Here is a 26917-nt window from a genome sequence, read left to right on the forward strand (position 1 = left end):
GCTACACCCGCGCATTTTTTCAGCCCGTAGGCTTCAGTCACCACCGTCGTTTCCGGCGGTGTGAGCGGTCGTTTAAGGGGTTCGAACACAAGTGTCAAGCAAGTGCTGAAAAGAAAGCAAAAGAATTTTCGCCTTTCTTTCAAAAGGCTGGTTTTCCCGGCCTTTTCAAAGACATCCTGTTATCCACATCGCTCCTATCACCCAGCGCAACGAGGTCGTTCAGCGTGGTGAATCACGTGATGCTTCGGCATATTTGCCAGTTCACCGCATCTTGTGATTCATAATGCCAGCAAAAGCACGGACTCAGGCGACAATTCCCTCCATTCCATGTATCCATGCTGCACTGATCCTTTTAGCCGCCCCTGCGTGCAGAAAAATGGATCGGGATAATATGTAGATCGCGCCGCGATAGGCTGACTTGCTGCAATAGCAAGCGGAAAGGAATTGAGATGAGCTGGACACCCCATGGACAACACCTGATAGCTGGCGAGTGGGTTGCGGGGGAGACGACGTTCGCTTCAACACCGGCAACAGGCCCATCGCATGAATTCGCGGTTGGTACGCCCGCTCTGGTAGCGCGCGCCTGCGAAGCAGCGGAAGACGCTTTCTGGACCTATGGTTATACAAGCCGCGAAGAACGCGCCCTGTTCCTCGAAGCCATTGCCGACGAAATTGAAGCCCGTGCTGCGGCCATCACAGAAATCGGCACGCAGGAAACCGGCCTGCCGACCGGCCGTCTTGAAGGCGAGCGCGGACGCACCACCGGCCAGCTGCGCCTTTTTGCCAATCATATTCGCAAGGCCGATTATCTCGACCGTCGCGTCGATGAGGCCCTGCCCGACCGCAAGCCTGCAGCGCGTCCGGAAATCCGCCTGATGCAGCGCCCGATCGGCCCGGTCGCCGTTTTCGGCGCCTCCAACTTTCCGCTCGCTTTCTCGACTGCGGGCGGTGACACCGCAGCCGCCCTTGCCGCGGGCTGCCCGGTGGTTGTGAAGGGCCATTCCGCCCATCCTGGCACCGGCGAAATCGTCGCTGACGCCATTCAGGCCGCCATTGCCAAGACCGGCATGCCGAAGGGCGTGTTCAGCCTCATTCAGGGCGGTGACCGCAAGGTCGGCGAAGCACTCGTCACGCATCCGCTCATCAAGGCAGTCGGCTTTACCGGTTCGCTCGGCGGTGGTCGCGCTCTGTTCAATCTGTGCGCACAGCGTCCGGAACCGATTCCTTTCTTCGGCGAGCTTGGCTCGGTCAATCCGATGTTCCTGCTGCCGGAAGCCATGAAGGCACGCGCCTCGTCGCTCGGCGAAGGCTGGGCTGGATCGTTGACCATGGGTGCCGGTCAGTTCTGCACCAATCCGGGCATCGCCGTGGTTATCGATGGTTCGGAAGCCGACAGCTTTGTGCAGTCAACCCGCAACGCTCTGGAAAAGGTTGCGCCGCAGGTCATGCTCACCGATGGTATCGCCAAGGCCTATCAGGACGGTAAGGCACATTTCGACAGCCGCAACTCCGTCAAGCCCCTGCTGACCACCGAAAGCAAGGGCCGCGAAGCCTCACCCAATCTCTATGAGACGACTGGTGAAGCTTTCCTTGGCGACCACACCATTGGTGAGGAAGTATTCGGTCCGCTCGGCGTTGTCGTTCGCGTCAAGTCAGTCGATGACATGGTGCATCTGGCCAAGGGCTTTGAAGGCCAGCTGACCGCTACCTTGCATATGGACAAGGACGACGCCGCAGACGCGCGCAAGCTTCTGCCGGTTCTTGAGCGCAAGGCCGGACGCGTTTTGGCCAATGGTTTCCCGACCGGCGTGGAAGTGGTTGATTCGATGGTTCATGGCGGCCCCTACCCGGCCAGCACGAATTTCGGCGCGACCAGCGTCGGAACCATGTCCATCCGCCGCTTCCTGCGCCCCGTCAGCTATCAGAACATCCCCGCGGATGTGCTGCCCGCTGACCTTGTCTAAATAAAAGATAAGACGCAGATCAAGGCTTTCAAAGACCTTTGATCTGCGTCTTATCGGCAAACTCCATGACAGTATGAGCCTGCCCGCCAGAGCACCTGTCTCAAAAGTCCAAGTCAGTCAGCATAGATTGTTTCCGCCAGCCGCGCACGTTCGCGCAAACGGAAGCTGCGGGGCGTTTCTCCGGTGAAGTTCTGGAAAAACCGCGAGAAATAAGCGGGATCTGAAAAGCCCAGCGAATAAGCGATGTGCTGGACCGAAGACGGCATTGCGATGAGGTCGCGCTTGGCCGTATCGATCAGCTTATGTGCAATCATATGTTGTGTCGTTTCGCCCGTCAGCCTTCGCACCAGCCGGTTGAGATGGGTTGGTGACAGGCCCAGCATATCGGCATAAAAGGCCACCGGACGATGTTCCCGAAAATGCCGGTCGATCAGCTCCAGAAACTTTTCAACGCGTGCATCGCTATAGGCAGGGCGTCCATCTTCAGCCTGGAGCTCGCTCAATGCCGGACGCGAGACGAGGACGATCATCGTCTTGAGCATGGATTCCAATATGCTGTTTTTATATGGCTTTCTGGAATGGAATTCTGTCTGAATCCGGTTGACCGTCAAAGCTGCGAGCGCACAATCTTCCGCAGGAGCGCCCTCCATCTCGACAAGGCGCGGCCCGTTCAGCCAGGCCGCAAAGGCGCTCCCGGGCCGGTCACTGACAAAGGGCATCTGCGGGCGCAGAATCGTAATGATATGGCCGGTAATATCGCGCGAGAATGAAAACCCGTGATTGAATCCGGGTGGAACCAGAATAGCGCACGGCGTGCGGAAACTATGAATCACGCCATTGAAACTGGCATTGCCCGCTCCGCTCTGAATGTACAGGAATTGAAAGAAATTCTCGTGGCGATGCAGTTCGATTTCAAACTGATGCAAGCTGGATCGCGAATAAAGCGTTTCGCAATGTAGCCAGAAATCCGGTTTTTTGTCGGTTCCTTCCCCGTAGAGTTCGTAGGTTGGAACGTCTATGCGCATCATTCTTCCTCTTCAACTGCGTTCGATTTGTACAATTTATTGCAGCAAGAATCCATTGCCAGTTTGAGGCTGTTTCAAAGAATAAAGGGCATTCGTTGCGTTGGGAGGAAATCATGCGCACCAAAGTCGCCATTATAGGTTCGGGTCCGTCGGGTCTTCTGCTCGGACAGCTCCTGACGCGCGCCGGTATCGACAATGTCATTCTCGACCGCGCCAGCGAAAGCTATATTCTTGGCCGCGTGCGCGCTGGTGTGCTGGAAGAAGGCACCGTTCGTTTGATGGAAGAAGCAGGTGCTGCTGAACGCCTGCATCGCGAAGGCCTGCCACATGATGGCTTCTCGCTCGCCTTCGACGGGCGAGATCACCGCATCAACCTTCATGCCCTGACTGGCAAACGCGTGACCGTTTATGGCCAGACGGAACTGACGCACGATCTGATGGATGAACGGCACAAATCCGGTACTGTCGGTATTTATGAAGCATCAAACGTCACGCCGCATGATTTCGACGGGTCTTCTCCCTATGTCACTTATGAGAAAGATGGCGTCACGCACCGCATAGACTGCGATTTCATCGCCGGTTGCGACGGTTATCACGGTGTCAGCCGCAAATCGGTACCGGAAAAGGCGATTACCTCTTTCGAGAAAGTCTATCCGTTTGGATGGCTTGGCATTCTGGCGGATATCCCGCCGGTCGATCATGAACTGATCTATGCCAATCACGAACGCGGCTTTGCACTCTGCTCGATGCGGTCGGAAACCCGCAGCCGCTATTATCTCCAGTGCTCGCTGGTCGAAAAGATCGAAGATTGGAGCGACGACCGGTTTTATGATGAATTGCGCCGCCGCCTGCCCGAAAATCATGCCGAAGCCTTGGTCACAGGCCCTTCATTCGAGAAGTCCATCGCGCCGCTCCGTTCCTTTGTTGCCGAACCGATGCGCTTCGGAAAGCTGTTCCTTGTGGGCGATGCCGCCCATATCGTGCCGCCGACAGGCGCTAAGGGCCTCAATCTGGCGGCGAGCGATGTGCACTACTTGTTTGAAGGTCTGCGCGAGTTTTATCTCGATAAATCAGCGGCGGGCATCGATGCCTATTCGGTCCAGGCGCTGGCGCGCATCTGGAAAGCAGAACGCTTTTCATGGTCGATGACGAAGATGCTGCATCGCTTCCCCGACATGGAAGCCTTCGACCAGAAGGTGCAGGAAGCGGAACTGGACTATATCAGCCATTCTCATGCGGCATCGACTGCATTGGCTGAAAACTACGTAGGATTGCCATTCTAAATATAAGCAATCTAACATCCGGCGCGCTTCTTTGTTCTTACGTGGTGCGCCTTCATGCTTATCAATGCGCATCAGGCTTGCACGTGAGGATATACCCGACTTAAATCCTCTCAAGAAAGTCTGTGCGCAACGGCGTCGATTCATTTCTTATTTGGACATTCCCATAACCAATCAGTTATGATTTCGACCAACAATATCATTTTACATAAACAATCAGATCGACATTCTATTGCGCATCCCGAAAGGCGTAAAACGGTTTTCGGAAAAGATGCGCGTTAGAGCGAAAGCTGAGACGCACCGAGCTGATAGCATCAGATCGGAACGCGCTCTGGAGAAAGGTCATTCCCTGTGGCGCTGCGACGGTCAGGCGCGGGAATGGTGGGCAACTGGGAGGAGAATATGAAGAAATTAGCACTCACCGCATTGGCGGTTTTGTCGCTCACCGCATCGGCGGCTTATGCCGATGTGGTTAAGGTTGGCGTTATCGGCCCGTTTTCGGGACCATTCGCCATTCAGGGCAAGAATTTCAAGGCCGGTATCGATGCCTATATGGCAGAGCACGGTAACAAGATCGGCGATGATACGGTGGAAGTCGTCTATCGCGACGTACCGCAGGCAGATCCGGCTCAATCGAAGGCGCTGGCACAGGAACTCGTCGTCAAGGAAGGCGTTCAGTATCTGGCCGGTTTCTACTTCACGCCAGATGCCATGGCTGTCACGCCCATCCTGAAGCAGGGCAATGTGCCGATGGTGGTGATGAATGCCGCCACGTCCGCAATCGTGACCAAGAGCCCCTATGTGGTGCGTACGTCGTTCACGACCTGGCAGACCTCTACGCCTATTGCCAAAGTGGCACTCGACAAGGGCGTGAAGAAGGTCATTACCGTGGTGAGCGATTACGGTCCGGGTGTTGATGCGGAAAATGCTTTCAAGGCCGCGTTCACCGATGCTGGCGGCGAAGTGGTCGAAGCCATTCGCATGCCGCTTGCCACCAATGACTTCAGTCCGATCATGCAGCGCATCAAGGATTCCGGTGCGCAGGGCGTTTTCGCCTTTCTACCGTCTGGTCCCACCACGCTCGGCTTCATGAAAGCCTACGTCGATAACGGCCTAAAAAATGGCGGCGTACAGCTTTTTGCGCCGGGCGACCTGACGCAGGAATCCGACCTTCCCGCTCTCGGCGAAACGGCGCTGGGCGTATTGACCACCTTCCATTATGCGATCTCGCACGATTCTCCTGAGAACAAGAAGTTCGTCGAAGAAGCCCGCAAGGCAATCGGCAATCCTGCCGAACTGTCCTTCCCGTCTGTCGGCGCCTATGATGGCATGCACGTCATCTACAAGATGATCGAGGCAACCGGCGGCAAGAAGGATGCGGAAAAGGCTGTGGAAGCCGTTAAGGGCATGGAATGGGTCAGCCCGCGCGGCCCGGTTTCCATCGATCCGGAAAGCCGTCACCTGACGCAGAATATCTATCTGCGTGAAGTCGCCAAGGCGGATGACGGCACCTACTACAACAAGGAAATCCAGACCTTCGAGAAGCAGGGCGATCCGGGCCTCAAGGCCAAGTAATCCGTCTGTTTCAAGGTTCAGCCCGCCTCTTATTCCATCGAATATGAGGCACTTGCGCTCCCGGATCATTTCCGGGAGCGACTTTCTCTAAGTCCCGGGCCAGAGAAACAGTCTAGAGCGGTTCCGGTTAAAACGGATTCGTGGAACCGCTTTATCTATTTGTTTTACGCATTATCCTACGCAAAACCGCTACGCACTTTTGCTGGGAATGCTCCAATAGGATTACTCAATGCAGACTGTGCTCAGCATTGCTATCGATGCCCTTGCCTATGGCATGGTGCTCTTCGTCATCTCTATCGGCCTTTCCGTCACCATGGGCCTGATGCGCGTTGTCAATCTGGCGCATGGCGCCTTTGCGATGATCGGCGGCTATTTCGCCTCCTATGCCGCGCACCAGCTTGGCCTCAATTACGGTTTCGCCATCATCATCGCCGTTATCGGCACGATGATCATCGCGGTGCCCGTGGAACGGCTGCTCTATCGGCGCATTTATGGTGCGCCGGAGCTGACGCAGGTTCTGATGACCATCGGCATCACATTCTGCATCATCGGCCTGACCAACTATATTTTCGGCCCGACGCTGAAGACGATTCCGCTGCCGGAAATGCTGCGCGGCTCGATTGATCTCGGTTTCCGTTCTATCGCCAAGCACCGCGTTTTCGCGATTGGCTGCGGTCTCGCCGTTGCAGTTGGCCTCTGGTATATCGTCGAGCGCACCGCCTTCGGCGTGAAACTGCGCGCTGCAGTGGATAATGCCAATATGGCCGCGGCCCTCGGTGTTCGAACCGAAATCGTCTACGCGGTCAGCTTTGCACTCGCTATCGGTCTTGCTGCATTTGGCGGTGTCGTCGGCGCAGAACTGCTGCCGGTCGAGCCCTATTATGCGCTGCGCTATATGGTGACGTTCCTCGTGGTCGTTTCTGTCGGCGGCGCTGGTTCCATTCCGGGCGCTCTCATCGCCTGTCTCCTGCTTGGAGCCATCGACACAACGGGACGCTATCTCGCACCTGAATATGGCGAATTCTTCTTCTATCTGGCGGTGATCGTGATCGTTACCCTGTTTCCACGCGGCCTTGCCGGAAGGTTGGCCAAGAAATGACCGATATGTCGCAAACCCTCCCCCAAACCCGCAAGTCCAATGCAGGTCTGATCGGCGTCATCGCCATCATTGTGGCCAGCGTCATCGGCTGGTTCCTGTTTCCTGACAATCTGGCGTTGCTGACCCGCATCATCGCCATCGCGCTTCTCGTGCTCTCGCTTGATCTCGTCACCGGCTATTGCGGCATCGCAACGCTTGGCCACGCCGCATTGTTCGGCGCGGGGGCCTATGGCGCGGGCATTGCCGCAGCGCATTTTGGCGTGACCGATCCGCTGCTCATGACGCTGGTCGGCCTTGTGGCTGGTGCTATCACCGGGCTGATTTCCGGCGTCGTCATTTTGCGCGCGCACGGATTGGCGCAGCTCGTTCTATCGATTGCCGTGGTGCATCTTTTCCATGAAGCCGCCAACAAGGCATCCGAGTGGACAGGCGGCAGCGACGGCCTGAGCGGCATTTCGCCAGATCCGATCTTCGGTGTCTTCGAATTCGATCTCTATGGGCACACCGTCTATATTTACGGCGTCATCCTGCTGCTCGTCTCCTTCATTTTCCTGCGCTATGTCGTCCGTTCGCCTTTCGGCATGCTGTGCCGTGGCGTGAAGGAAGACCCGATCCGCATCCATGCCATGGGCGCATCGGTTCATTCGGCAAAGCTTCGCATGTATGTCATCTCCGGCGCTATTGCCGGCATCGGTGGCGCGCTGAACGCCATTTCCACGCAGGTTGTGGGACTGGACAGCCTCAGCTTCACCATGTCGGCGGAAGCGCTGGTCATGCTGGTTCTGGGCGGCACAGGCACATTGTTTGGCGGGCTGATCGGCACCGTTGTCTTCATGTGGTTTGAAGATCTGGTCTCTGCGGCCAATCCGTTCCACTGGCTTACCATGGTTGGCGCATTGCTGATCCTCGTGGTGCTTTTCGCCCCACGCGGTCTCTACGGCACCGCCGTCCATTATTTCGAGAAGCGGAAGGCGCGCAACGCATGAGCACCGTGTTTGAAGTTTCAAAACTGCGCAAGAATTTCGGCGGTCTGGCGGTCACAAACGACGTTTCGCTCAGCATGGCCAAGGGCGACCGCGTCGCCCTGATCGGACCGAACGGCGCAGGCAAGACCACCTTCGTCAATCTCGTGACCGGCAACCTTCCGGCAACCTCGGGCACGGTGACACTCGGCGGCGAAAATGTCTCGAAACTCAACGCCATGCAGCGCGTGCGGCGCGGTCTGGTGCGTTCGTTTCAGGTCACGCGCCTTTTCTTCGATATGACGCCAGAGGAGCATGTCGCGCTTGCGATTTTGCAGCGCGAAGGCAAGACGGGCCGCATTCTCGGTGACTATCATAAAATGCCGGGCGTGATGGATGAAGTGCGCGATATTCTCGACACACTCGGCCTGTTACCGCTCAGCCAGCTGCGTGTCAGCCAGATCGCTTATGGCCAGCAACGATTGCTGGAAATCGCGCTGGCATTGGCGCTGCGTCCCAAAGTACTTCTGCTGGACGAACCGGCTGCCGGTGTACCGCAAAGCGATACAGGACGCATCGAAGAAGCGCTCGACCGCCTGCCCGCCGATCTCGCCGTCCTCATGATCGAGCACGACATGGATCTGGTTTTCCGCTTCGCAAAACGTGTGGTCGTTCTGGCCGCAGGAACTGTCATTTTCGACGGACTGCCGCAAGATGTCGTGCAGGATACGCGCGTCCGTGAAGCTTATCTGGGGAGCTATGCGCAATGAGTGCAGCCTCGCTTGAAATCCGCAACCTTTCTTCCGGCTATGGTCCGACGCGGGTTATCGAAGATGTGTCGTTCAAGGCGGAACCCGGATCGAGACTGGCCATATTGGGGCGCAATGGCGTCGGCAAGACCAGCCTCTTCGCGACCATCGCAGGACAGACCCGTCGCTATGGCGGCGAAATCCTGCTCGGCGGCCAGAATATTGCGACGCTGCCGTCAGCTGCCCGTGCGCTTGCCGGTCTTGGCTATGTGCCCCAGACCCGCGACGTCTTCCCCACTCTTACCGTGGAAGAGAATCTGTTCGTTGGCTTGAAGAAACGCCCCAAGGATGCGCTTGAGGAAGCCTATGCGATGTTCCCGCGCTTGAAGGAACGCCGCCGCAATCTCGGCTCGCAGCTTTCTGGCGGCGAGCAGCAGATGCTGTCGACGGCACGCAGCATTCTTGGCAAGCCGACGGTACTGCTACTGGACGAGCCACTTGAAGGCCTCGCACCGGTTATATGCGAAGAGCTGATGGCAGCCTTCTCGGCTTTGGCGCAGAAAGGCGACATGACGATCCTGCTTGTCGAGCAACGCATTCAAAGCGCGCTCGATTTCGCCGATCACGTCATCATTCTGGAGCGTGGTCGCATTGCCTGGTCTGGGACATCGAAGGAACTTTCCAACGATCATCATGCCGTCGAAGAGCATCTCGGGGTCGGCGGACTTCATTAAGGTCAGCCCGGTTTAACGCAATTTGCAATCAATCTGTTACGGTTATGGCGCGTGTTCTGCCCGCCATAACCGCCCAAATTCTGATACCCAGAATCAATGATTAATACCTAGCCGCGTTAAGCGCCTCTGTGGCAGCCCCCTACGCGAACGCCAATATAGAGGGCTATCGACGCGAAGCCGCTGCGGCTGCAGCACGTCTGCGTTCAATTAGGAAATATTTTATATTTTCTGGGAGATAAGTGGTGGGCGATGAGAGACTCGAAAAGTCAATTCTCTCATCGGCACCCGTTCTACTGAATTGATTTTATTGCATTATTAGAATTATCTAATAAGCAATTTTGTAACATTGTACCATGCGATGATTTGTACCCTTTTGGCCTGTGGATAACCCTGCGACTAGCTGCACCGAATAAACCTTGACCGAATCTAGCCGCTGATATCTAGTTTGGTGCCGCAATCTCTCAAGAGCATATTATAACGGGGGCTGTTCATGGGGTGGCTTATTGGTTTCTTGTTAGGTCTTATTACAGATATAGCTCGTTCAGTTTTTATACCAGCAAGTACAGAATGGATTAATCGACGCATCCCTTGGATGAACAAAAATATTAATATTAAAGAAAACTCCCTAATCTTGGATATGAGAGCAAAACTGATAGCTCAAGGTCTCGATCCGGATTTGGTTAGGTACATGTTGAAAGATGCGGATGAGTTTTTAAATCGTCTGTCTGGCCAAAGTGAAGCTTTCGTTGAAAACGCTGTGAAAGTTGTAAGTATGATTACCCAAGCCGAAATGAATAGCGATGCAGCCGCGCGCGCTGAAGTGGCGACCTTGCAAATGGAACGCGCCATCGAAGCTTTAGAGCAATCGGGTTTACTGACCGAAACTCAATTAGCAGCCCTAAAAGCATCGCAAGCGCATTGGAATGCCTATGCAAAAGCGCAAGCGGAATTTGCAGCCGCCGAGTTTGAGGGCGGATCAATGTCCCCATTGATTTATTCAGGGGAATTAGAATCGGTCACAATCAGCCGCACTGGCGACTTAAAACGCATTCTGGAAGAATTGCGCGAGCGCCACGTGTAAACAGCGCGCAAAATCGCGGTGGTTTGCTCATTCGCGATCTTCCGGTTGCGTTGGCGTCAACCGCCCGCCAGTTCAATACGCAAAACCTCCGGTAGTCCGTCGATGAAACTTTGCTGGATCTGACTGTCTAATCCTTTCATCGCGTCGGCTAATTCAGCCGCGCTAATTACGCTCCACACGTTCGCGGTACTCAAGTCACAAGCCACACCGTAGGTTTTGTCATCGTCGGGAATGCCATTCCTATAGGCTTCAAAAAATTGGATAAGCCGGTTGAGCAGCGCCGCCTTAAATTGCGGCGCAATTGTCTCAATCCTCTCTTTGATTTCATCAAAGTCGGAAGGTGCGGCCTGTTCGAATGGCATTAAGAATACAGGTTCCGTCATCGGTTTTTCCACGTCGCGATAAGTGCATTTACTCTCGGCTGCACCCGCCGCCTCGCCTCTTTACGGTCCACGCCACATAAAAGTAGCTGGTCATAATCGGTCATGGTGTGGCGCATGATATTTTGCATAGTGATGCCCACTGCCTTTCCGAGACTGGCATTTTGCCAGTCTCGTTCTGCAATTTGCGCCACAAAATGAGTGACAGCGAAGTTAGGACAGCCGGGATGCTTTTTCCTGATATGCCGCTCTATTGCCTTAGTGCTGAATTTAGCCATGGGGTGCGCCTCTCAAGCGGCTTTGCAAGATAGCCCAAACAGCACCCGCCAATGCTTGCGACCAATAGCGATTATCACGCAACTGCCATTCAGCATCCGGGATCGAGCGTATTTCCTCAAACTCCCCGAAAAGCATTTCTCCTATGCGGTCACACATGAGCTTATCAGCATCATGGGCACTTAAACCCGCATATCGGTTTTCGCTTTTTAATACAGGACTATGTGGAACCGATCCGGGAATGGCGTTCCAGTGCTTCACAATCGCCAAGCCAATCTCGTTCATCGGATCGTAGCCAAATCCAGCGCCACCATTGTATGGCGCTAGAATAATTGCCCGTATTTCGTCCATAGCGGCCTGCCAAGCGCTTTTGTCAATCAAAATAGGTGAAGGGACTCCGGAATCCTGATCGCGCTCAGTGACTCGCTGTGTGTTTCTCGTTTTACGCATTTATTTCGATCCTTAATTGAGCGCTTCGGCGCATTACCGCTACTCTAATAAGAATCGCCGGAATCTAGATCAATAGTAAAAGTTAAAAATATTTAAATATTATTTTTTCTATAAATAATCATTTAGTTATCATTATTCCTACTTTCTAACAAGTTCGTGATAACTCATCGTAATTTTCTTCATTTCTCTATTTGAATACATAACATTCGCTTCATTATTGCTTATCTTCTTTTGTGTCCGGGATAGGTCTTTCAGGATGTATGCGGCCAATCCAAGCGGTTCAAAGATAGGCTTCACGTTTGCAAGCGTCGGATAGAGTTCCTTTCGCTTGTAGGTACGTGACGCGGATAGGCGCAATGCTTCCGCCAGCTTCTCTTTAAAGCCGGGGTCTGGCTGCTCCATATCCGGGATGCATATGCCGTGGGTGTGAAGCTTGCCCTTACTGTCAAACTCAAGTGCGAGGGCAATAGCCGGAACGTAGCCAAGACATGCTTGCAAGTGCTTGCGTAAGTGCCTGTCTGCGAAAAGCATAGCCGGGTTGGGTGACTTCATAAGTTCGGCGGCGCGATCCTCATGAAAGTCCAAGCTGAAAAACCAGCCGTTTTGTTCGTGCGCCAGCATCGAGGAAAGCACAAATTTCCGCTTCCTGTCGGTCAGGCTTTTCCATCTGTGTTGAAACGGGTCTGTCAGGTTTTTTGCGTCAAGAAAGTGTTGAAGGTCTTTCCGTTCTGGTTGGGATGATAAGGCATGGTCACGCGCAATGGTGAATGGTGTCGGCTTGGCGCTGCCAGCATCTGCCCGATCGGGTTGCGGTGCATCAAAATCACCAAAAGCACCGTAAAGGCTGCTGGATGATATGTCGGGCAATTGCGAACGCTGTGCGCCGTGCGGTGTTGAATTGAGAGAGTTTTGACGGGTGGTGAAATGTGTCGCGGCGGGTGTGATTTCTGATAGTGCTATTTTCTCTATTTCTTCTATCTCGTTGTGAGGTGTGGAATAGGTATTAAAATCGTGCACTGGTTGAAATGCGTCATCACCGGCGTAACTGCATTGATTTTGTTCAATTATTTCGGATTTTTCAACATCTCGGTTGCGGAGTTTTGACGGGTGAAAAGTAGGCGTCAAAACTCCTTCAATCTCACCACGGCAAGGCGTCAAAACTCCTTCAATTGAAGGCGTCAAAACTCTCTCAATCTCTGGCTCTGGAACCAAAGCGAGCGGAACCGTGCATGGTGCTGGTCGCTCCATGACCGGAAGTGTGGCCGCGTCATCATCTAGAAGATCATCCAGACTATCTAAATCAGAAAGCATCCGATTGCTGATATATCCTTGATTTAAGTCTTGAAAATCAAAGACAAATTCACTATTATTGCGTTTGGAAATAATACTCATTAAGGTTTCCATTCGTTAACTATCTTAAAACCGTGAAGGGCCTCAACCTTCGCGGTTTTTTGTTTCTATTCTCCTGTTGCTGTTGCTGCTGTTTTTATTAATCAGTTCTATCAAGTGCGCGGTCGATTTGGGCTGCTATGTCTTCCGCAAGATCGGCATTGTATTTTCGTGTCATACTGTTCGCCGGGATTGTCACACGAACGCCTTTGCTCTGCCGGGCAACGCGATAATAGGTATCCCCTTGAGTTTCACGGAAGCGCTCTTTCAAGTTCGCGGCCTGACGCAATGTGTCGGCAAGCCCCGCCGCGATCTCTCGCGGCATAAATGTTTTGGGTAAATCTGCAAAACCTATAACAAAGCCGCGAGCCTCACCGGCGATCTCAGGCCTAATGTGAAACTCTGGAACGTCCGGGCTAATCTGCGTGATAGCGACGGCGCTGCGGATAACTTCTGTAACGAAATCTGCGAACGTCTGGTTTCGCGCCTCAAGCACATCCCGAAATTGAATAGCCCGTTCATATGGTAGACCAAACATTTGCTGTGGCTGCATTTTCAAATGCTCCTTTAAATATATAATTGTATACATATATATACGTAATGAATTTGTCAATGCGCTCAATGTGGGTGACTTGTTAGGTCGTCAGAACGTCGATAAGAATTATCCATCGATCAAACCAAATGGGGGCAAGTGGTATTGTGAGAGGTATTATTGCTGCGGCGTTGTCTATTGCCGCGTTGGCGCTGCCAAGTGTCGGTTGTGCCGGACAGCTAGATTTCTATGAGCACAATGGGTCGGTAATTGCTTGGTTCGTTGCCGGTGGCGAGGTGAAAGCGACATACGAGACTCCACGCCGAGGATTGGAAGCAATCGGCGTTAGAGAGGACAGCGTATTATTCACCGGCTATGAAGAATCCGACCGAATTACCGGAACCGCATATGCGTTCAAAAAGGGCTGCAAGCCCGCACCGTATAAGGTTGTAGGGCGAAATCTAGGCGACCAAATGGTATTGCGTGGCCCCGCGCCAGTAAGGGCAAAAGGAAAGTGCACCGTCGAGCGGTACACTTTGGATAGTCCGAATGCCGATCTGGTATTTAAGTTCTCAAGCAATCACCATTAGGACCGCCGCGACCGGTTATTAAGCTGGTTGCCCGGCCTCATCGATCTTCTAATCTCGTCGGACACAATGCCTCGCATGGTCTTTTCCATGGCCTTGGCAGTCTGTCCGGCAAGATCGGCGTTTTGCTCCGAGGTTCCACCATTGGCGTTAACGGTCACTGGTGCCGAGATATTGACGGCTGGCGCGTTGTTCGTCGTGCTAACCGTGTTCATATTCGCTGGCCGAGCGAAAGAGGTGCGCCCGACATAGCCGCCGTCCGCATAGCCGCGCTTGGCATTGTTGTGGAGCGCGTCAAGGTTCTTCACGCCGAGACGTTTCACGGCGGCGGCGCTCATGACGTATTCGCCCTTATGAACGACGCCAGCCGGATCATATTTGCCGCCTGCTCCCGTGAAGCCGCCATCTGCGAAGCCGAAAATCGACCCTAACAGGCCGGAAGCTTGACCTTCGCCACCAAAACCAAACAGGGTTGCAAGCGGGCCTTTGCCGAGCAAAGTAGCCTGCAAAACCGCGTCCATAAGGTTGTTCGCGAGATTGCTAACCGCATCCGAAAGGCTGGTCGTGCCGGTGATCAGGCCGGACAGGGACGATGTGAAGCTCTCTGCAAAATATTGCTTCGCCTCCTGCGCGCCGTTGATAGCGCGCTGCGCATTTTCCGTTTCACGGTTCAGGCTCGCTGTCGCCGTGATCTGCTGGCGAATTTTATTGATATCTTGATCGGACAGGCTCAAGCCTTGGCGCTTGGCATCCTGAATACGGCGGAAAACTTCAAGCTCAATCTCGCGTTGCTGCGCCGACATACCAACGGTCTTGCGTTCCATTTCGGCAAGGCTCTGGCTTTCGCGCAAGCTGTCGTTAAGCTGCTTGCGGGCTTCTGTCGCTTTCTTTGCGTCGTCAATCGCCTTTTGCTGGCTGTCAGACGGTTGAACCTTGAGCGGCGATAGATCGGACTGGCCGTAAAGGCTACGAATTGTGTCAGGATCGACCTTGCGCAAGCCTTCCCATTCGTTCCGCAAGCCTTCCACGTCATTACCACGCGAACGCGCCAGATATCGCGCTATGGCGTCCTGCGTGGTTTCATCAAACATGGTGTCACCGGCAAGGCCGAGCGCTTTCATAGAACCTTTCAGCGTCCGACGCGTAATCTGGTATGCGCCGAGTGCGGACGATCCGGCAGGGTTGCCGTTTTTATCGCGATAGAGATTTCTGTTCTCTGGCGTGAGCATCCGGCCCTGTAGCGCTATAATTTGGTCAAGCGTCATGCCGGTGAGGTTTTGCGGGCCGTTCGTCCATCGGCCATGATCGAGCGTGGCATTATAGCTGCCACCACTTTCGACGCGCTTCACAAGGCTGAAAAAGTCCTTCTGATCGCCATACATAGCAATCGTACGGCCACGATCCCGAATGCGGCTCGCTTCTTCGATCTCTGCCGGGTTCTTGGCGTTCTTAACCGCTCGCTGAAATTTCTGGTCAATGTCATCGAGTTTCGCAAGCTCGTCCAATTCCTCTTTCAATTCAGGGACAAGGTTTTTGAGGTCGTTCAAAGCCTGCTTGAAATTGGCGGCGGAAGTAGCCGCATTGTTCATACCACTGGAAACACCCAGGGTGATATTTGACATTTCCTTGAGCGCCGACGCAAATTCCTTGCTGTGCGGGGTCAGGGCTGCAATCTGGTTATCAACGGCGGCAAGATCATCTTCCAGCCGTTCCAGCGCAAGGCCGTCATAATCATTGTCAAAGTCCGGCTTGGTGCGAAGATCGGCTATCCGTTTCAAAATGTCGGCGCGGCGTTCCAGATAGGTATTCAAACGGCCTTCATCGGAAAGGGCGTAATTTCGACTGGTCGCAATAATGTTGTCGCCCTTCAAAGCGCTAATAGCGCTCATAATCTCTCGCGCGTATGAAACCGACGAAAGCGCGGCCTGCTTCGCATAAACTTGCACGTTGCGCCATGTCGTTTCCCAAAGAGCATCAAACTCTTTCGCAGCCTTCAGCTGGTCATCGGTGAAGGTCGCCGCCTCGCTGCGAAGCTTCTGAATTTGCTCAACGGAAAGGCCGAGCATTTTCGAAAGTTCCTCTGCGCCAGTGCCGCCGAAAAGCTCGTCCAGATTGCGCGCCTGTGCGGCGCTGTCCATCTTTTGCAACTTGCCGATAATCTCATCAAGGAAGGCAGACGGGTCTTTCAGGCGTTCGGCAACATCTGCGGCGGTCAGGCCGAGCCGTTCAAAGGCTTCCTGCGCCGAGCCTTTACCAGTGCGGGCAAACTCATCACCGCGGATATTCAGTTCCTTGAGGGCGTCGGTTACGCCGTCAACGCTCGCGCCTGTCGCCTTGGCAACATAAGTCCATTGCTGCCATACCTTGGTCGAGACGCGGGCTTTGTCGGCTTCTCTGCCTACTTCTGCTACCGTGCTGGCGATCTGCTTGAAAGCCGTCGCTGCGGCTGCAATCGCGCCACCGGCGAGCATCGGCTTGAAAGCAAGCTGCAATTTCTCAGCAATCTTGCTGCCGGTGTCAGCATAAGATTTTTCCATGTTTTGGGCCGAGCGCTTGGCGGCGCCTTCCATACCCTTCATATTCTTCGAAGTCTTGGCGCGGGCGCGTTCAAGATCGCGCTCGTATTTGTTCATGCGAGCTTCAAAGGTTACAAATAAGCGTTGTTCATTCGTATTCATTTAACTATTCCATAGCTTGTCAAAATCATCAATTGTATCGAGGAAAGATTTGTTGTTCTGCGCCACGGAAGCGCGCAATACTGCCATTGCTTCCGCCACTGCGCCGTCAATCTTGTCGCGTGACTTCGACTTATCAAACTTCCGGTTGCCGGCTGGGTCTCGTACTACAGCTATATTATCGAAATTCCATCGTAAGATAGGGTGCGCAGAATGATGGAAGCGGCGTTCAAGAATTGCGCGCTCAAGCTCGTCACAAGCTGGCGCAAATGAAATGAAGCCCTGCCGAAAATTCACGACTGGTAAGCCTTCACTTAGTAGGTTTTGCTGTGTCTTCTGGGCACGCCAAGGGTCAAAGGCAATCTCTTGCACGTTGAAGTCGCGGCATATCTGGCGAATCCTATCTTCAATGAAGCTGTAATCAACAGCGGTTCCGGGTGTTGCCACGATATGGCCGTCCTTCACCCATTGCCGGTAATTGACGCCTTCCAGCTTCGACTTGAGGTCTATGGCGTCCTCTGGGCAGAAGAACCATGGCTTGACTGCATATCCTCCGTCATCGGTTGCCCATGCTGCTACAATGGCAGTGAGGTCTGATACTTCGGACAGGTCCACGCCAATGAAACAGGGCTTCGATTTCAGTTCTTTGAAATCAATCGGCAATGAGCCGCATCGATCATAAGCCGCCATCGTGACGAACGGAGCGGCGCTCTGGTTCATCCAAACGCCTAGATAAAGCTGGAGTAGGATATCACGCGACATATGTAACGTTTCGGCTTCGACTGCCAAATCGCGCAAGGTCTGTAAGGATGGATATCCATCGGCCAAGCCGGGTAAAAGCTTGTACCAATTATCCTCGTTTCGCCAGTCAATGTCCGGTGAGCCTTCAAAGATAACTGGCAGGACATGGGGCGCGGTAATCTCACCAAGTTGGATACGCTTCGCCGCTTCCACTTCTTTATATGCGAAGTTTTCCTGCCCTTTGCCAGCGGTCGTCAAAATCACCATTAAGCTGGTACTGGTTTTACCCGCTGCCGAACGCAACACTCGGTATAGCTCGCGGTGCTTTTCTGTCGTCCAAGCGTGAAGCTCGTCGGCAATTATCACATGAGGCGTTGAACCATGCTGGCCCAATCCCTCAGACGAAATAGCCTCATATCTGGTACGGGTCTTTTTGTTATAAATTTGAGATTTGTAATCCCGAATGGACGCTACCTTGTCGTATCGCTTGTCTAAGCCGACGATAAGCGCCATTTCTTCAAACAGTTCTCGCGCCTGCTTTCGCGCAAATGCTGCCGACTGTACCAAGCCTCCCGGCATTTTCTCAGGGCCGAACGTGCATAAAAGTGCGATAGCTGCGGCGAGCGCCGTCTTACGGCTTCCTCGTCCAAGCTGGATCACAACTTTTCTGATGCGGCGGGTTCCGTCCGGGTTGCGTGGGCCGAAAATAGCGCGAATAATCCGCTCTTGCCACTCTGCAAGCTGGAACGGGTTTCCCGGTGCGGGGTTCTTCGGATGCTTATTCTGGCGAAGCCATTGAACGGCGCGCTCGCCATAGCCGAACGTGTCTTCAATAGGCGAGCCGTCGAATAACCATTCAGGACGAATAACAAGGGCGGTCATAGGAAACCTTCTTCCTCATCCGCTGCGCCAGAGGAAATACGCGTTCGGCTCATCGGTGACAGGCCAAATTCAGCCGCCAAAAGACGCGCCGTCTGCATGGCGCGGTTCTGCGCGCTGAATAGCTTCGGATCAAAACCGGACGATAGAAGCGCTTCAAGCTCGCGGACGCGGCCTGTCGCGATGCAATAATCTTCGACGCCGTGAAGATCGGCGCGCGTGATAATGCGATCTTCGATCAGGCGCGGCATGACGCGCTTCCACTCTGTTTGCGCCTCTTTGGTCATCCATTTTGGTGCCGGTGGCGCTTTCGTGAGTGGGTCGCGATCTTGCACAAGCTGCGGTTTCACTCCGCAAAATTGCTTCATGATACGGCAACACCTTGCAGTTCAAGGCCGTCGCGCCTGCCTATCTCTGAAATGTCTTTCAAATTGTAAGCCGTACCATTGTAGACAATACGGTCATCGGTCGCGATATTGGTGCGGTATCGGATACGAAAAACAGTTTTCCGGCTCTCTGCCTCGCCGTAGCCAGTGAAAAACTCGCTTGTACTCTGCTTCACAATCTCAGCCCAAACGGTCGTAACGGCTTGCCAGCTTTCCACTATGCTGCCGGTTGGGGTCTTGGTTTTGGTCTTGCGCTCAATCGTAACTCTGCGGTCGAGATTCCCAATATGCATGGTTCACTCTTTCCACATGACAACGGCATTGATCGACAAAACGCCATGGCAAAGGGTGCGCTCTGGGTCGGGGTCACGCATCCACCGGATAAGCGGCTTTTCCCACTCGACAACGGTCAAGCCTTCGGCGGGTGACGCATCATAGAGGGCGTTGCAGGCGGCAAAGCCGATCTTCCAAGCCGTGTCTATGCCGTCATCGACTGCCCAGATATGCACGTCAATCAAGATACGGGCGCTCTTCTGGTTGCCGGATGCATAGCCTAGATTCTGCGTCATGGTCGGGCTTACGATGATGCATGGCAACTCATCCGGGCGGGTGCTGCCGCTGCGAATGTTCATCGGGTCAACCAATTCGGCGACATCTGCGGAATCGACTAGGGCGGCGTTAATGGCCGCTTGTAAGGCAAGTGAAGGCTCAATCATTTTCAATATCCGTTCCGGCCTGTGTACCCTTCCACGCGTCCTTAGCTGCGGCGCGGCCCGCCCGATCAATGCGGCCTTGCAGGCGCTTGCGGGTCAGGCGAAGGGCGGGCCAAAAGAATGGCTGTGCTTCGGCGGATTTGGTGCCGTATTCGACTAGGTGCGCATAGCGAACGTCCGAATTTCCGGCAGTGATAATCACTTCGTTCTCACCTGCCACGCGTGAGCCGCCGGGCTGTGAATATGGTGGCGTCATCTCGCCCGGAAGCGTCACGGTGATACTGTCGATCAGTGCGCCAGTATCTCGCGAGGTTTCAGCGAACCGGCGCTGTGTCGCTGCTAGTTCGTTTGCGGACGTGATAAGCGCTTTCAGTACCTTCGGCGGTACGTCTGTCTTGAGCCGATCAATCGCGGCGTTAAAAGCTTTCAGGCCGTTGTCTTTCGCCATGATTATTCACCTTGTCCGAGTGAATAATCACGATGATTACGAAGTATCGACATAACGCCAAGCGGCAAGGTGGCGGCGGAAAGATCAATCGTTACGGCCTCGCGGCTTCTATACCAGTGACCGGCGAGCATCATAATTGCTTGCTTAATCGAAGCCGGTGCCGGGTCTGGAATGGTTTGACCAATAAAAGCTACAATCCATTCTTCGGCTGCTTCGAGATAATGCGTGATTAGCTCGTCATCGACATTGTGGTCATCGATCTTTAATTGCGCTTTCATCAATGTAAGTGGCACAACTGTCATAACTAAAATACCTTTGAAATTTGAAAACTCGTAATTAACTTTCTAAAACGCGCGCCTCCCCGCGCCGGTCCCCGGCTTACTTGAAAAGTTCTTCACTACCCCCCCGGCATCACTTCATCACTTTCGGAGTTTTCGACGCGTATCACTTTTATTCTTTGTCTTTGCGGCGTCTCAATCGCTTGCTCTAGAGTGTATCCTTTTGAAAGGCGTGATTTGAACGCGCCTACGCTCATGCCGATCAGGTCCGCCCATTGTTTGGCGTTCATCGTTCGGCCCTGATAGGTGTATTGCTTGCCTATTGGTCCGCGACGCCATGACTTCTCTGGTCGCTTCTGTGTCGCGGTTAGCGGCTGTCGCCATGACACACCTTGCGTTGCGCCACGATTGATAGATGCCTGTACGCGGCTGCTACGCTTTTTACCGCGCTGATAAAGGGCATAGGCTCGCTCGCGGATAGCTTTGCACTCTGCTTCAAATTCTTGCTTGTCGATGAGGCGGGCACGTTCCTGCGGTGTCACTGGTTGCGCTCCTGCTTCTGCTTCACGCTGTCGTGGCAAGGCTGGCAGAGAGGTTGCCAATTGCCGCGCCACCAAAAGAGTTCCTTGTTTCCACGGTGCGGCTGTATGTGATCCACTACGGAAGCTGGCTTGCCGCATCCGGGCATGACGCAATAAGGATGCATGGCTAGAAACTCAGCGCGAGCCTTGCGCCACGCGTGGTTATAGCCGCGCTGTGCTGCGGTGGGTCTGCGGCGGTCGTGCTTGGCCTTGCGTTTCTGCTGCTGCTTACGCTGGCAGGCGCAAAGCTCGCCATGAGGCACAACGTTATTGCAGGCGCATATGCGAGGAATGCCGGTCATAGCGCGGCTCTCAGGTCGTCAAGGGCGGCGCGATCTAACTTCGGATCGTGCTTGCCGCTGTTGATAAGAGTGTCGAGGGCTTCTTTCGTGACCGGCGTGAGGCTGGTCTTTTCGTCGGTCGTGCCGAATATGGATTTCAGAATGTCGGCAACGAATTCGGTGCGGGCGCGATATGCCAGGGTGATTTCTGTCGGGGTGGCGTTCCATGTGTCTTTTGGTGTCCAGCCGAGAACGCCGGTGCCGATCTGGAATAGGCGAAGATAATAAGCCTCTGGCGTCCGGTCGGGCTGGTCTGTGTCAGTCTGCGGCGTGTCCGACGCGCCAGACAGGGCCGGAACGTCTACAATCAAGCCGTAGATAAAGGCGACAAAATGAGGCTGCAAAGCTGCAATTTGCTTTGCGCCGTGGGTTGCGATCCCGTGCAAGAATCTGGCGTGGTTTTTCCTGCCACTGGCGATTTGGACGATTTTTGCCAATGTGCCTACCTTGCCAATCTGGATATCGGAAAGGACGGCTGCTAGGTCGGAAAATTCCTGAACGAGACGGCACGCGGCGCGCAATGAAGGGTTCAGAGCCTTCACGCTGTTCAACGCATGGTTTTTTGCGCGCCGCGATTTCATGATTACATCACGATCTTGAGCTTGGTAATTGCCTCGCCCTGAATAACGCGGCCACCAACGCGGCGACGTGCGCGAAGCTTGATAATGCCCTGATCGGCTCCGGTCAGTTCATCGCGAATGGTCGAGAAACCGGCGCGATCTGCGATCATGTAACCAGATTGGAAGTCGCCAAAGACAATAGGAGATTTGCCTGCTTCGGCGTTCGGCATGTCCACGGCTTCATAAACCGGACGGCCTAGAAGCGTCGGCGGAACGTCTGCGGCGATAGAATGCTGCCAGATATATGAACCGTCAGTAGCTTTCAGCTTGCGAACGGTCGCCATGGTGGCGCGGTTCATAAGCCATGCGCCGCGCCGCGAATAACCAGTCTTGATATTGCTGAACAGGTCAATGAGGACATCGCCGTCAATTTGATCGGCTTCCAGTTCCAGAACGTCCGGCGAGATGAGAACGCCTTCCGCCTGCTTCTTACCGTCGCCAACGATGAAATGACGGGCTTCGCGCTGACCAAAACGGCGCGCAATATGGCTGGAAAGAAAGCTCTCAAGATCGATCTGCGCATCTTCCAGAAGAATACGCGTAACCGGGACCGTCACCGCCGTTTCAAAGGTGCGAAGGTCAATCGTATCATAAGAGGTTTCACTTTCTGGCCGGTCGTCGGTTTCGCCAACTTCGCCCGGTTCGACTTCATCGACCAGACGCGGATATTCGAGAACCGGAATGCTCATGCTCATAGAAGACGCAAGCGAGCGAAGCGGCGAATATTCTGCCAGCTTTTCCAGAATGGTTTTGGCGGTTTCACCGGGAGCGAGAACGCCGCCCGTTGAGGGTTCGCCGTAAGCAAGCGCCTTTTCTTCGATGCGACCAGTGCGGACGTAATCAGTGAACGCCTTGCGCTCAAGGTCGCCATTGTCGTTCATGGCGCGAGGATGATTGTTGTTCGAAGGCTGCGGGCGGTTCGCCTTGGCTTCCAGCTTGTCCAGACGCGCTTTCATGGCGTCAAAGGACTTCTGGTCAATAACCGGATCGGCCTTGGCTTCCGGCACGATTTCAATAGCTTCGTTTTCCATAGAGAAATTATCCTTTTGAGTATGGAATGCCGCTCCATCGACGGCGCTTTTAACTTCAATAATTCCGGCGTTCGGATGGATCGGACGGCGGCAAAGGCTGATTTCTGCGACGGTAATATCTGTCAGGACGCGACCGCCTTCTGGTCGAGCCTTAAAACCGTTGTTCATGTAACCAATGGAGAGGCCGGACATGCTGCGGGCTTTTAGGTGCTGGCGTGCAAGGCGCGCTGGCTCCGAGCCTTCGACAAACAAGCGGCCTTTCACTTCAAGCCCCTTGTCGGTGACGGCATAGGATTTCCAGACGCCGACAACTTGCCCGCCGTCATGTTCAACCAGCATCGGGATTTCTGGCGCGAATTTGAATGCGGTCGGCTCTATCAGGTCGCCAATGCTATCAGGCTTACCAAACGGCCATGCGATTCCGGTCACGGTTCCGGCGTCATCAATGGAAACATCGGCTTTGATTTCCAGCTTTTCCATTATGCGGCCCCCTGCTCGTCACCGGACACGGTTTCGCCACTCCAAATCTGTTCGATCAGGTCAAGGGCAATCGGAAGGGTCTGCATAACCGGGCGCGTTTTGACGTAGGTGTCTGTCAGGTTCCAAGCTTCGCGGTCATCCATCCCGCCGCCGATCAAGCCGAGCCGGACAATCGTTAGAAGGTCTGCAAAATGGAATTGAGCGCTCATGACGCGTCCATATAAAACGCCAATGGCCGCGCCGGTCAGCTTTTCCAGTTCTTCGATATGCTCTGGCAGGATTTTCAGCGACCGCTCGCTATCGCCAATGAAAGTAGTGATCATCGGCGCAAATTCCGCTCAAGACTGGCGCGGGATACAACAAACAGCTTGCGCTTGGCCTCGCTGTAGGCTGCAAAATCTTCGTCGCTCAATTTCGGTGAATGACGCATCGCGGTGTCGTGGGTTCCGTACGTACCGGCTTCGAGGTCTGCGGCTTCCTCTGGCGTGAGTTTGCCGTGACGCTCAAACCATGGGGTTTCTGTAACCCACCATGGTTGCGGCTTTTCTTCTGATTTCTGCCAGCCTTTTACAAATTGCAAAATGGCTTCCGGCGCGCCGGAAATTTCCACGCCAGAAAAACGTACTGTGATATTATTCGGGCTGGTCTGCGTCTGGTCGGTCATTCGGATCATCCTTGTTGTCGGGGATGGTCTTCGGACCGGAAACGGAAGTGTAAGGGTTCGCCAATTCATCACCACCGGGAAGTGGCGGCATGTTCATGGCCGCTCTGGCTTCGTTTGGCGTCATGATGCGCGATGCAACCAGCTTGCCGAAACTATCGGTGCGGGTCGCGGTGTCAGCGCGCTGCAAATCATCAATGACAAATTCAAACGAATATTCGTCCTGTTCGTCTTCGGACAGTAGGACGGTCGCATAAGCATCCTGCCAGCGATCCAGCCAAGGGCGCAAGCAAAGCTGTATGAAGGAACGCGACATTTCTTCGCTATTGCTCCAAGTAGCGCGGGATAGCTCAAACAGCATATGGGGCGGGACGCCGAAAATCCGGGCGATATCAGCAATCTGGAATGTGCGGTTTTCAAGAAATTGCGCGTCTGTCGAGGTGAGCGCCATCTGGTTATAATTCCAGCCATCATCAAGGATCAGTGGAACCTTAAAGCCATCGTTTTGTGCATCCCGAAAACGGCTCTTGAGATTTTTCAGGCTCTGCTCGCCTACTGCGAGATCGGAAGGAATAGCCTTATCGCGAGATAGGACAGCAGGCGGGCGAGCGCCGCCTTTAAAAAGGTTAGCGCCGTGGTGTTCCAGAATGGCAGAAAGGCCTATTGCTTCCTTGCCGAGTGTTACCGGCGATCTGCTACCAAAGGGCCGAATATCCAGAATTTCGGTGTGCGGATAGTCAACGGTGCCGCCAGCTTCCGTTACACGATAGATCGGCGGAAGGTCGGCAAGGCTATCTTCATATATGGAAACGGTGCCGGGTTTTAGGCGGACAAGCTCAAGCGGCCTGCCATCGGATGCGCGTACAACTTTTGCAAAACCGCCGCCATGAATCAATGCGTCTCTGGTTAGGTCGGTGCGCAACTGTCCGGCGCTTGTCCAGCCATTGGCACGGCTATGAACAATGCGGTGTGCGGTATGCTCTTTCGCCGGCTTCTTGCCTTGCTCAAGGTCGTGATAAAGCTTGCAAGGTAGCGAGCCAATGTTTTCAGCAATAAGACGAACCGCCTGCAAGACGGCAGGAACGCTAATGGCATTTTCGCCACCAACGTTCCTACCGCTTACAGTTGGAGTAATACCAAAAATTGAATGAATTTCCGGATTAGTCAGCGTGTATGCTTTCTTTTCCAGTGAAAAACCAAGTGCCTTAAATACGCGGCTAACATTTGTACGCAACACAACTTTAAACCATGCTTTTGAACATGGCTTATTCTCTCACACTTGAGATTCGTTGTGAATCCTATATCAACAAAAATGATGGAAATTGTCGATTTTTATCAATTTTTGTTATCTAAGTCGATGGGCTGTATTTGCCCCATCTGCACCGCCAAGCCGGGAAGCATTACCTCGCTTCGCCCATAAGCTTCATGTGAGCCGCCGCTAGTTCTACCTACCATATAAAATCTGGCTTCCTCCTGTACACGGTCGCGCCTGCAAAAATCTTCAAACAGGTGACGCCATCCATGGTTGGGCATTAATTCAGGATGAACGTTCATTGGTATTAACTTACGAATCCACTCACTGACACGCGGCTGCGGGTCGATTATGTCCTTTGTCTTTCCACGGAATAAGCGGCCTTCCGGTGCCGCTTCCATGAATTTGATAAATCCCTCATCAATAAGCGCCGTGTGAACTGGAATGCGGCGTTCACTGCTACTATTCTTCAAAGATCGACCGCCTACCTTTGTGACCTTGTAAAACCATCGGTCGCCAGATTTAAAAAAATCCCCTTTTTCAAGCCGCCCCGCCTCACTGATACGCATACCGGAATAAGCGCAGAGCCAAGGTATCCAGCGAAACATTGGCAATTCTTCCTTACGCGCTGCTTTCAGGACAAGCTTTGCCTCATCAAGCGTGTAGGCGCTCAAATAGGATGGGTCCGCATCAAAATTCGGCTTTTGAACGGCTGATAGCGGATTGCTTAAAGGGAAGAAATTTTCAAGGTCGCGTTTACGTTCCCAATTCAGAACCGTAACAACATTCTGAAATTTCGCCTTCACGGTACGATTACCGTTCTCCCCTGCATCCTGCATAGATTCAATCCACCGTTTGCCCTCAATGGCGGTCACGGTCGCCGCATTGTCTGACTTGCGGTGTTTCGCAAACTCTTTGCAGTTGTCGCGGTATTTCTTCACGCTGCGCTCTGAAATTGGCTTGGCATCTTTACCGCGTGACCGACGCTTCACTTCGTCGTCAATGATCTGGTTAAAGGTGCGGACCGCGATATCAGGCTGCTTTACCGCTTCCGCTGCAATCGCCTTCACAAGCATAGGGTGCTCTGGTTCGCCGTTAAACACCCCTTCGTTGCGTTCTGCTGATCGTGACTCGCCTTCGTATTCAGCGACACAAATTGCCATTGCGAGTTTGCGCCACGCCTCCGAGCCTTTCTTCACGTCTGTGTTGCCGGACACACGGTATCTCTCGATATGTCCGCCGATCAGCTTATCTAACTGATCATCGCTCAGGCGTCCGGCGATCCCGTCGCGTAGGCTCTCAATCCAAACGTCATCGAAACCTATCGACGCAAAGCGTGGATCGCTCATGCGCAACTGATCATCTAAGGCGAGTAATTTCTGATAATGCCGCTGCGCTATCCCTTCAATCGACATTGGATAGCGCATAGCGTTGAACGCTGTTGAGGTCGCCTTGGCGCGATTAGCTTCCGCTATTCCGATTCTTGCTTGAATATCCGCGACAACGCCGGGGAGTAATTTAAGTGCTATGCGGCGATCTCCACCTAAAGGCTCTCGCAGTTCGCGCTTACCTTTATCGTCGCCTTGCAGATATTCGCGTAGGTCTGGCGGTACGGTGAGTCGCGCAAAATAGCGTCCGTCCCTGTTCAATAAATACCGGATTTTTCCCGCCATGTTGAAAGCCCATTTTGTAACGTGTTTTGTAACGTCAAAATGGACAAAAAGGCCGGGAATGCAAGGTTTATAAAT

The 26917-nt window shown here is 53.7% G+C and carries 31 protein-coding genes; 10 read left to right on the top strand and 21 right to left on the bottom strand.

Going from position 1 to position 26917, the window contains the following annotated elements; all coding sequences use genetic code 11:
* Positions 1 to 284 (top strand): hypothetical protein (locus ACTJKP_RS08495; protein ID WP_440630325.1); only part of this gene is annotated, 284 nt, incomplete at its 5' end.
* A 165-nt stretch (positions 285 to 449) separates the two neighbouring features.
* Positions 450 to 1964 (top strand): aldehyde dehydrogenase (NADP(+)), encoded by a 1515-nt coding sequence (locus tag ACTJKP_RS08500; RefSeq protein WP_440630326.1) that lies wholly within the window; start codon positions 450 to 452, stop codon positions 1962 to 1964.
* A gap of 113 nt (positions 1965 to 2077) precedes the next feature.
* Here ACTJKP_RS08500 and ACTJKP_RS08505 read toward each other — a convergent pair whose 3' ends face one another.
* Positions 2078 to 2989, bottom strand: a complete 912-nt coding sequence (locus ACTJKP_RS08505) for a helix-turn-helix domain-containing protein (RefSeq protein WP_440630491.1) — start codon at positions 2987 to 2989, stop codon at positions 2078 to 2080.
* A gap of 113 nt (positions 2990 to 3102) precedes the next feature.
* Here ACTJKP_RS08505 and pobA point away from each other — a divergent pair, with 113 nt between their 5' ends.
* The 7 genes from pobA (at position 3103) to ACTJKP_RS08540 (ending at position 10469) form a co-directional block, all read left to right on the top strand.
* Complete coding sequence (gene pobA, locus ACTJKP_RS08510) at positions 3103 to 4272, top strand: 4-hydroxybenzoate 3-monooxygenase (RefSeq protein ID WP_440630327.1); 1170 nt, start codon at positions 3103 to 3105, stop codon at positions 4270 to 4272.
* Positions 4273 to 4671: 399 nt separating this feature from the next.
* Entirely contained in the window at positions 4672 to 5844 is a 1173-nt protein-coding gene (locus ACTJKP_RS08515) for an ABC transporter substrate-binding protein (RefSeq protein ID WP_078340539.1), read from the top strand.
* Between the two features lie 229 nt (positions 5845 to 6073).
* Positions 6074 to 6943, top strand: a complete 870-nt coding sequence (locus ACTJKP_RS08520; RefSeq protein WP_113534776.1) for a branched-chain amino acid ABC transporter permease — start codon at positions 6074 to 6076, stop codon at positions 6941 to 6943.
* Positions 6940 to 7929 (top strand): branched-chain amino acid ABC transporter permease, encoded by a 990-nt coding sequence (locus ACTJKP_RS08525; protein ID WP_440630328.1) that lies wholly within the window; start codon positions 6940 to 6942, stop codon positions 7927 to 7929. Before ACTJKP_RS08520 ends, ACTJKP_RS08525 begins: the two co-directional genes overlap by 4 nt.
* Positions 7926 to 8675, top strand: coding sequence for an ABC transporter ATP-binding protein (locus ACTJKP_RS08530; RefSeq protein ID WP_078340536.1), 750 nt, complete (start codon positions 7926 to 7928; stop codon positions 8673 to 8675). Before ACTJKP_RS08525 ends, ACTJKP_RS08530 begins: the two co-directional genes overlap by 4 nt.
* On the top strand, positions 8672 to 9388 hold the full coding sequence (locus ACTJKP_RS08535; protein WP_440630329.1) for an ABC transporter ATP-binding protein: 717 nt from the start codon (positions 8672 to 8674) through the stop codon (positions 9386 to 9388). The genes ACTJKP_RS08530 and ACTJKP_RS08535 overlap by 4 nt, the downstream gene beginning before the upstream one ends.
* 490 nt (positions 9389 to 9878) lie before the next feature.
* The gene (locus tag ACTJKP_RS08540) at positions 9879 to 10469 is read left to right on the top strand and encodes a lysozyme inhibitor LprI family protein (protein ID WP_440630330.1); all 591 of its coding nucleotides are present in this window, start codon (positions 9879 to 9881) and stop codon (positions 10467 to 10469) included.
* Positions 10470 to 10525: 56 nt separating this feature from the next.
* Here the strand turns inward: ACTJKP_RS08540 and ACTJKP_RS08545 are convergent, their stop codons facing one another.
* The 5 genes from ACTJKP_RS08545 to ACTJKP_RS08565 all read right to left on the bottom strand — a co-directional run bounded on the left by ACTJKP_RS08545 (position 10526) and on the right by ACTJKP_RS08565 (position 13517).
* On the bottom strand, positions 10526 to 10852 hold the full coding sequence (locus ACTJKP_RS08545; protein WP_440630331.1) for a hypothetical protein: 327 nt from the start codon (positions 10850 to 10852) through the stop codon (positions 10526 to 10528).
* Positions 10849 to 11127, bottom strand: coding sequence for a DUF2293 domain-containing protein (locus tag ACTJKP_RS08550; protein WP_440630332.1), 279 nt, complete (start codon positions 11125 to 11127; stop codon positions 10849 to 10851). Before ACTJKP_RS08550 ends, ACTJKP_RS08545 begins: the two co-directional genes overlap by 4 nt.
* Positions 11120 to 11575, bottom strand: a complete 456-nt coding sequence (locus ACTJKP_RS08555) for a hypothetical protein (protein ID WP_440630333.1) — start codon at positions 11573 to 11575, stop codon at positions 11120 to 11122. The genes ACTJKP_RS08550 and ACTJKP_RS08555 overlap by 8 nt, the downstream gene beginning before the upstream one ends.
* A gap of 138 nt (positions 11576 to 11713) precedes the next feature.
* Positions 11714 to 12967: a hypothetical protein gene (locus tag ACTJKP_RS08560; protein ID WP_440630334.1), complete on the bottom strand. Its 1254-nt coding sequence runs from the start codon at positions 12965 to 12967 to the stop codon at positions 11714 to 11716.
* Positions 12968 to 13064: 97 nt separating this feature from the next.
* Positions 13065 to 13517: a hypothetical protein gene (locus ACTJKP_RS08565; protein WP_440630335.1), complete on the bottom strand. Its 453-nt coding sequence runs from the start codon at positions 13515 to 13517 to the stop codon at positions 13065 to 13067.
* Positions 13518 to 13645: 128 nt separating this feature from the next.
* Between ACTJKP_RS08565 and ACTJKP_RS08570 the strand changes: the two genes are divergently transcribed.
* Complete coding sequence (locus ACTJKP_RS08570) at positions 13646 to 14086, top strand: hypothetical protein (protein ID WP_440630336.1); 441 nt, start codon at positions 13646 to 13648, stop codon at positions 14084 to 14086.
* On the opposite strand, the gene ACTJKP_RS08575 is transcribed toward ACTJKP_RS08570, so the two are convergent.
* The 15 genes from ACTJKP_RS08575 to ACTJKP_RS08645 all read right to left on the bottom strand — a co-directional run bounded on the left by ACTJKP_RS08575 (position 14083) and on the right by ACTJKP_RS08645 (position 26842).
* A complete protein-coding gene (locus tag ACTJKP_RS08575) occupies positions 14083 to 16716 on the bottom strand; it encodes a hypothetical protein (protein WP_440630337.1) in 2634 nt (877 codons plus the stop codon). The two genes, ACTJKP_RS08570 and ACTJKP_RS08575, sit on opposite strands and share 4 nt — an antisense overlap.
* 45 nt (positions 16717 to 16761) lie before the next feature.
* Positions 16762 to 18381 carry a terminase large subunit gene (locus ACTJKP_RS08580; RefSeq protein WP_440630338.1) on the bottom strand — a complete coding sequence of 540 codons (1620 nt, stop codon included), beginning with the start codon at positions 18379 to 18381 and terminating at the stop codon, positions 16762 to 16764.
* Complete coding sequence (locus ACTJKP_RS08585; RefSeq protein ID WP_440630339.1) at positions 18378 to 18665, bottom strand: P27 family phage terminase small subunit; 288 nt, start codon at positions 18663 to 18665, stop codon at positions 18378 to 18380. Before ACTJKP_RS08585 ends, ACTJKP_RS08580 begins: the two co-directional genes overlap by 4 nt.
* Before the next feature lie 77 nt (positions 18666 to 18742).
* The gene (locus ACTJKP_RS08590) at positions 18743 to 19057 is read right to left on the bottom strand and encodes a phage head closure protein (protein ID WP_440630340.1); all 315 of its coding nucleotides are present in this window, start codon (positions 19055 to 19057) and stop codon (positions 18743 to 18745) included.
* 3 nt (positions 19058 to 19060) lie between these two features.
* Positions 19061 to 19480 (bottom strand): DUF3168 domain-containing protein, encoded by a 420-nt coding sequence (locus ACTJKP_RS08595; protein WP_440630341.1) that lies wholly within the window; start codon positions 19478 to 19480, stop codon positions 19061 to 19063.
* A complete protein-coding gene (locus tag ACTJKP_RS08600; protein WP_440630342.1) occupies positions 19473 to 19925 on the bottom strand; it encodes an HK97-gp10 family putative phage morphogenesis protein in 453 nt (150 codons plus the stop codon). Before ACTJKP_RS08600 ends, ACTJKP_RS08595 begins: the two co-directional genes overlap by 8 nt.
* A 2-nt stretch (positions 19926 to 19927) precedes the next feature.
* Positions 19928 to 20227, bottom strand: a complete 300-nt coding sequence (locus ACTJKP_RS08605; protein WP_440630343.1) for a head-tail connector protein — start codon at positions 20225 to 20227, stop codon at positions 19928 to 19930.
* 95 nt (positions 20228 to 20322) lie between these two features.
* Positions 20323 to 20745: a hypothetical protein gene (locus ACTJKP_RS08610; protein WP_440630344.1), complete on the bottom strand. Its 423-nt coding sequence runs from the start codon at positions 20743 to 20745 to the stop codon at positions 20323 to 20325.
* Positions 20742 to 21086 carry an HNH endonuclease signature motif containing protein gene (locus tag ACTJKP_RS08615; protein WP_440630345.1) on the bottom strand — a complete coding sequence of 115 codons (345 nt, stop codon included), beginning with the start codon at positions 21084 to 21086 and terminating at the stop codon, positions 20742 to 20744. The genes ACTJKP_RS08610 and ACTJKP_RS08615 overlap by 4 nt, the downstream gene beginning before the upstream one ends.
* Positions 21083 to 21676, bottom strand: a complete 594-nt coding sequence (locus ACTJKP_RS08620; protein ID WP_440630346.1) for a hypothetical protein — start codon at positions 21674 to 21676, stop codon at positions 21083 to 21085. The genes ACTJKP_RS08615 and ACTJKP_RS08620 overlap by 4 nt, the downstream gene beginning before the upstream one ends.
* A gap of 32 nt (positions 21677 to 21708) precedes the next feature.
* Entirely contained in the window at positions 21709 to 23256 is a 1548-nt protein-coding gene (locus ACTJKP_RS08625) for a phage major capsid protein (protein ID WP_440630347.1), read from the bottom strand.
* Positions 23256 to 23579: a gene transfer agent family protein gene (locus tag ACTJKP_RS08630; protein ID WP_440630348.1), complete on the bottom strand. Its 324-nt coding sequence runs from the start codon at positions 23577 to 23579 to the stop codon at positions 23256 to 23258. Before ACTJKP_RS08630 ends, ACTJKP_RS08625 begins: the two co-directional genes overlap by 1 nt.
* A complete protein-coding gene (locus ACTJKP_RS08635; RefSeq protein WP_440630349.1) occupies positions 23576 to 23920 on the bottom strand; it encodes a hypothetical protein in 345 nt (114 codons plus the stop codon). Before ACTJKP_RS08635 ends, ACTJKP_RS08630 begins: the two co-directional genes overlap by 4 nt.
* Complete coding sequence (locus ACTJKP_RS08640) at positions 23889 to 25154, bottom strand: phage portal protein (protein WP_440630350.1); 1266 nt, start codon at positions 25152 to 25154, stop codon at positions 23889 to 23891. The genes ACTJKP_RS08635 and ACTJKP_RS08640 overlap by 32 nt, the downstream gene beginning before the upstream one ends.
* A gap of 98 nt (positions 25155 to 25252) precedes the next feature.
* Entirely contained in the window at positions 25253 to 26842 is a 1590-nt protein-coding gene (locus ACTJKP_RS08645; protein WP_440630351.1) for an integrase, read from the bottom strand.
* Between the last annotated feature and the right edge of the window lie 75 nt (positions 26843 to 26917).

It is taken from the genome of Brucella sp. 22210 (assembly GCF_052045675.1).
GTDB lineage: Bacteria > Pseudomonadota > Alphaproteobacteria > Rhizobiales > Rhizobiaceae > Brucella.